The organism is Peribacillus butanolivorans, assembly GCF_001273755.1.
Classification (GTDB): Bacteria; Bacillota; Bacilli; order Bacillales; family DSM-1321; genus Peribacillus; species Peribacillus butanolivorans.
This window is the reverse complement of record NZ_LGYA01000001.1, coordinates 859,971-866,141: the sequence shown is the minus strand read 5'-3', so window position 1 is coordinate 866,141 and position 6,171 is coordinate 859,971. Positions and strand designations below refer to the sequence as shown.

At 40.2% G+C, this 6,171-nt stretch carries 4 protein-coding genes; 1 reads left to right on the top strand and 3 read right to left on the bottom strand.

Annotation, left to right across the window (positions count from 1 at the left end; translation table 11 throughout):
* A partial coding sequence (locus AKG34_RS04145) for a transposase (protein WP_180320455.1) occupies positions 1 to 213 on the top strand: 213 nt, incomplete at its 5' end.
* A 586-nt stretch (positions 214 to 799) separates the two neighbouring features.
* On the opposite strand, the gene AKG34_RS04140 is transcribed toward AKG34_RS04145, so the two are convergent.
* The 3 genes from AKG34_RS04140 to cysK all read right to left on the bottom strand — a co-directional run bounded on the left by AKG34_RS04140 (position 800) and on the right by cysK (position 6,170).
* Positions 800 to 3,895 (bottom strand): ATP-binding protein, encoded by a 3,096-nt coding sequence (locus AKG34_RS04140; RefSeq protein WP_053344910.1) that lies wholly within the window; start codon positions 3,893 to 3,895, stop codon positions 800 to 802.
* The gene (locus tag AKG34_RS04135; RefSeq protein WP_161804898.1) at positions 3,843 to 5,060 is read right to left on the bottom strand and encodes a metallophosphoesterase family protein; all 1,218 of its coding nucleotides are present in this window, start codon (positions 5,058 to 5,060) and stop codon (positions 3,843 to 3,845) included. The genes AKG34_RS04140 and AKG34_RS04135 overlap by 53 nt, the downstream gene beginning before the upstream one ends.
* A gap of 186 nt (positions 5,061 to 5,246) precedes the next feature.
* The gene (gene cysK, locus AKG34_RS04130) at positions 5,247 to 6,170 is read right to left on the bottom strand and encodes a cysteine synthase A (RefSeq protein ID WP_053344908.1); all 924 of its coding nucleotides are present in this window, start codon (positions 6,168 to 6,170) and stop codon (positions 5,247 to 5,249) included.
* Position 6,171: the final 1 nt, after the last annotated feature.

Genomic DNA, 6,171 nt, shown 5'->3' with positions numbered 1-6,171 from the left:
CATCTGCGTACTCATCAAGATGTAAAACCTATATATGCGAAACGTAAAGAAACGATTGAGCGTGTATTCGCAGATGCAAAAGAAAAGCATGGTATGCGTTGGACTACTTTAAGGGGACTTAAAAAATTGTCGATGCAAGCGATGCTTACTTTCGCTGCCATTAATTTAAAGAAGATGGCCAATTGGACATGGCAAGGTCCAAAAATGGCCTAACAGAGTGGGCTCGTAGAGCCCCAATATCTTAACCTTGGACCAAAATTCAAAGGGAATTTCAAAAGGGGTTCGGAATTTTATAATTCCGAACCCCTTTTGTCTACAAACTGAAACCTCTCCTATATTGGGAGAGGTTTTTTTAACTAACAAGCAGGCGATTTGTGCAATAAACCAATGATTCATTTCTAATTAGGAAGAACAAATCCTGATCGATAAAAGGAATTAGTTCCTCGGCAATATTACATGCATTGACTTCTATTTGATAAAGGATATCTGGATTTTTCGTACAGGATAACTCCTCACTCAGCATACCAAGATTCGGATCTAACGCGTGACCCAGCTCATGGGTGAAGATAATCCAGGTATACTCCTCAAGTCTTTCAAGCGAGCCTAGGACACGTTCACACTGAATTTCGATATCTCTATTATATAAAGTGATTGTATGTTCTTCGGCAGAATACTTCCCCCCAACACACCGTTTATCAGGAAACTCCTTTTCGATGATTAACTGTAGAGAAGAATCATGATGGTTAACAAACTCATTCCTTCAATGCCTTCACTCTCTTTATTAGTAATTTAAATTTCATTATATTTCAGAAATAATTATATCATTCTCATTTTGATGCAAAACTTGCTTAGATAGCCGAATTACTTGATTTTCTGTGAAATGTTCCAATACATGTTGGTGACATGTAAAAAAGAAAATTTGCCGCTTTTCCGACACCTTTTTCAATAATTCAAACATCCGTTTTGTCCTTACCCCGTCAAAATTAACAAAACTATCATCAATGATGAGTGGAAATGAATCATCCTCAAAAGTATGATCAGCAAGCGCGAGCCTTAAGGAAACATAAATTTGCTCTGCTGTTCCACGGCTGACCTCCTCAGCACTGAAACTCAAGCCATCACTGCGCTCTACCCAAAGTCCATCACCTGACTGATCAAGGTTTATCTTCCTATAGCGCCCATTTGTTAAAAAGGAAAAATGTTGTTCTGCTTCAGCGATGACCTTCGGGAGACGTTCCCGTTTATATCTGTCTAAGGTTTTATTTAATAAGCTTTTGGCTATGGCAAATTTTGCCCATTCCTTCGCTTCCTCGTTAAAAGCCGCTTTTTCTTCATAAAAATGATGAAGTAAATCGTCATAAATACCTGAAGCCTCAAGCTGTTTGATTCTTTGCTTCGTATCGGACCGCTTCTCCAATAAAAGTGATTTTTCCTTTACTAAATCCGCTCGCTTTTGTTCCAATTTTTCAAGAGTATATGTGCTGATTCCCTGTTTATAGAGAGTTTGAATCAGTTCAGACTGCATTCGGGATTGCCCTATTTGAATGGTTAGCAAATCATATTGTTTTTGCAACATGACTTTCTCCTCAGACAAGACCGCGTTTTGACGAAACTCTTCCTCACCGTTAACGCGCGCTATGGCAAAAAGCTGTTCCTTTTCCACATCAAGATAGTCTTTTTCTATCGACAGCCGCTCTATTTCATTCGTTAAACGGCTCAGTTCCTGCATCCATTGTGTAAGTTGAACGTTTTTTTCCATCGTATTGTTTATTTCTCGTTTCAAAAGGCTGATTGCGTCCCTCCAAGTAGAGGGCTCCAGACCAATCCCTAGAGCAAATTGAAATAAAGCCTCCGATTTACCTTCAAACTCTGAATGTAAAAATTGATATTGTCTGATTTTTTCATGTTTCCTTTCAACGGCTTCCTTCCACTTCTCAAGCAATTCAAATACGGATTCAAGATTGATTTCCACTCCGGAATAAGTCATCCCCCAGCCATTAATGATGGTGTTCACCTCTTTATTTAGTCGGTCCCTGCTTGCTTCCCAGGCGGCGTATTCCTGGATAGTCGTTTCGAAGGCTTCCTCTCGCTCTTCATATTTAAACCGTTCATTTTCGAGCTGCCTTTGAAGACGGTAATCTTGTTCCAGCAGTTGCCCCATCGACTCTCCTTCAATCTCTCTGTTTGTTTTTGCCTCACTCTCAAATACAGCCCTTTTCCTTTTCGCTTCATCAAGTTGACGGGTAAACCCGGACAATATATCATCTCCCTTGAATAAAGACCTAGAAACTGCAAATAAAACGGCCGCTGTCAGAAGTATACTTCCTACTAATATCTGGTCACTGAAAAAACTTCCTATTGCACCCAAACATAAAAGTCCTATTAAACTGCCATTTATGAGCAGCGAACGTTTGCGATTATTCTCCTCCTTCTTCTTCTGTAATTTCAATTGTTTTTCAAGCTCCAAAATTTGCTCATCAAGAAACAGGATTTTAGCTTCTTCAGAACCGGTACTATTCTGCTTGTTATATAAAGACTCCAGCTTGTTTCTTTTTTCTTCAGTCAATAGCTGTTGCTTTATCTCCTTCAAGCGTGTTTCCGTCGTTTCTAGATTCCCTTTTTGCAATCCATATTTTTCATCGAGCTGTTTTTTATCATTTTGCAGACGATGCTTCTCCCTCTCTGCTTTTTTTACCTTTTCCTTATTGAATGTACTGATATCGAGTTTCCTGATTTCTTCATCAGAAACATCCCAGAATAATTCCTGCTTTACCTTTTCAATATTCTTTTCTTCCATCAGCCTTTCATGTTCCGCTTTGCGCATGTCCAACTCAAGCTTATCTAACAATGACCCTTGGTCGATTGCATGTTCGATCCGCTCTTTATGATCCTTGATAAACGGGTTGATCTCGATTTGTACTAGATTTCGTTCAAGTTGCTCTACCTTCTCAGTCAAGGCGGCTAGTTGGGCATTAATTGGCATTCCAACTGCTTGTAACTGTTCAAACCTTTTTAAACCATCAACAGGAAAACTGACATCCTTAATCTTACTGTGTCTTGATTCAATTTCTTCCCGTTCCTCAAGCAACGGTTTAATTCGTAAAAAAGTACTCGAGTTAACATGGCTTTCCTCTATCTCTTGGATCTGGTCCGTGATTTCAGAAAGTTCACCTGTAAGTTTTGTTTCTTCCAGCAGTAAAGCCGTATATGACTTTTGTTCATCTTCTGCCGCTTTCACCTTTTTTTGCACTTCTCTGAGTTCTTTTAATCTGACATTTAGTAGAGGTTTATGACCTGATGGCTTGAACCTGAGATCCAACTCTTTTTGCAGCTTCGTTTCTGCCTCGAGAAGTTTATCGTTCCCAATCAGCCCGGCTGAAAGCAAATATTTACTCATGGTTCCTTCACTGAGTGTATGTAATCCCTGCAGACCCTGAAGGTCGAAAGAAAAAATGGCTTGGTAATAGTTTTTATCAACTCCATGGAGAATATCATTCAGTTCTTGCTCGCCTCCAACCCTCCCGTTTTCGAACGTCACTTTCACATCACCGGTGGCTTTTCCCTTCACCCGTTCAATAAAGATTTCCCCGTCCTTTTTTGTGATGAGAGTGAGTCTTCCGCCATATTTGGCATGCATTTTAGGCTCGTAACGCGGTTCATTTTGAACTTTTGTTGGAAATCCAAAAAGAATACTATGAATGAAAGACATGATTGTGGATTTGCCCGATTCATTTTCTCCAAAGAAGATTTGCAGCTGTTTCATTTCTGGAAAACATCGATTTTCCAGTTTGCCATAACCATAAACATGGAGGTCTTTAATTATCAAACCATTTTCCTCCTTTTTATAAATATCCTTTTGATTCAAAAACCTGCAAAAGCCATCTTTCTGCTTCATCTAAAAGCTCCTGCTGCTCTTCTATCTCTAAGGAATCAAGGAATCTTCTTGCTCCTGGCTGCTTATAAAGCGGTGCCAGGGCAGTCTCAATATCCTCAAATTCAGAAGCAAGCATTGATATTTCAGCCACAAACGGTGTTATTTTTTCTCTCGAACTTACCACGGATATAGACTGAATGATTTTGATTCTATACAGCCAAACAAACGACTCACCTTGCTCCTCATCCTGTAAAATCCTGGTCAATTCTTCAAAAATTTCACCATAATAGTTTACTGAACCTACAATATCTACCTTTATCTCTAAAAGATAGCATCTACCATCAAAGCGCTTTTTCTCAAGAACATCCTTGCATACCTTATACAGAGCATCAAAATTTGAATCTGCAGAAATTTTTATTGTTTCACTTTCCCATATCACCCCGGAGGTTTCGATAAAGGAATGTCGCTTAGTGTCACCGTCCAGTTCGACTAGTTGGCAGCCTTTTACGCCAGACTCCTTACGATTTCTACCTTGAATATTACCTGGGTAAATCACAAGCGGGTTTTCTGATACCACCTGATGCTTATGAATATGGCCTAATGCCCAGTAATCAAACTCTTTGGCACAAAGTTCCTTTAGCGAAAAAGGAGCATATGGGCTATGCTCAGAATTTCCTTCTAAATTGCCATGAAGCAGACCGATATGGTAATCTGCCCCTTCAGCTTTTATGTATGTTTCGATCATTCGCTCTGTTACATGACGCCGTGGATAACTAAATCCATAAAGGTGGACAGACGTTCCATCGCTTTTTTGAAACAATTTCACTTCGGTTTGCCCCGAAAAAACGTGAACGTTTCCAGGAAGCTCAACCGTGACCCATGATCCGCTGAGATGATCATGATTTCCATGAATGATAAAGGCTAGAATCTGGTGTTGCTGAAGTTTTTCCATTTCGCTTCGAAAGCGGACCTGTGTCCGAAGACTTCGATTTTCCCCATCAAATAAATCACCCGATAACACAATAAAGTCAACCTGATGGAAAATTGCCTCATTAATCATTTTTTGAAAGGCCTTAAAAGGACTTTCTCTTATTTCCCTTAATAAAGATGGCGGCATATCCTTCAATCCGGAAAAAGGACTATCCAAATGTAGATCGGCCGCATGAATGAACTTCACACTGCTCACTGAAATCACCTCGGTTCCTAACATCAATTTACTTTTATTTTAACATAAACAGAACATACTTTCTCATCTGAATTACAGTACTGCCGTTGTAGTAATGGATCGGGATAACCAGTATCGACAATTTTAGGAGAAAAAAGACCGAATGGCAGACACTTTGTTTCGTGCACAGCATTCGGTCTCTACTATTTATTTAAAAATATCCATACTTAAGTAACGTTCACCATTATCCGGTGCAATGCAAAGGACACGTTTTCCAGTTCCAAGACGACGAGCTTCCTGAAGGGCAGCCCAGACAGAGGCACCGCTTGAAGGCCCGATTAATATACCTTCCTTCGCAGCCATATCCTTCATCGTCGAAATCGCATCTTCATCTGCCGCTTGCACAATTTCATCAAGTACTTCAGTATTTAAAATGCTTGGTACAAAACCAGGGCTTGTACCTACCAGCTTATGGGGACCTGGCTTCCCTCCTGAAAGAACAGGAGAACCTTTAGGCTCGACAACGACGACTCTTAAATCAGGAAGTTGTTCTTTTAACGCTTCACCCGTTCCTGTAATCGTTCCACCTGTTCCAGCAGTTGCGACAAACACGTCCAACTTGCGGTCCATCTGCTCTAAGATCTCGACCGCTGTCGTTACTCGGTGGATATCAGGATTGGCTTTGTTTTCAAATTGCTGAGGAATAAAGCTATTCGGAATCTCTGCAGCAAGTTCTTCGGCTTTACGAATTGCTCCTGGCATCCTTTCTGACGCAGGAGTGAGGACAACCTCCGCTCCGTATGCTTTTAATATGTTAATTCTTTCTTTTGACATATTATCCGGCATGACCATAATAGCCCGATAGCCTTTTGCTGCAGCATTCATTGCAAGTCCGATACCTGTATTTCCAGAGGTGGGTTCAATGATTGTTGCTCCAGATTGAATAATTCCATCCAGTTCAGCCTGCCTAATTAAGTTAAAGGCAGCCCGATCTTTTACGCTGCGACTCGGATTAAAATATTCAAGTTTCACATATACTTCCGCGTCACCCTCCGCTGTTAAATGATTAATTCTAACAACTGGTGTATCTCCTATCAATTCCGTAATATTATTTACGATTTTTACTGTCATT

Coding starts and splice junctions, on each gene's coding strand:
- cysK (WP_053344908.1), bottom strand. CDS start 6,170: ATGACAGTAAAAATCGTAAATAATATTACGGAATTGATAGGAGATACA.
- AKG34_RS04140 (WP_053344910.1), bottom strand. CDS start 3,895: ATGAAGCAGAAAGATGGCTTTTGCAGGTTTTTGAATCAAAAGGATATT.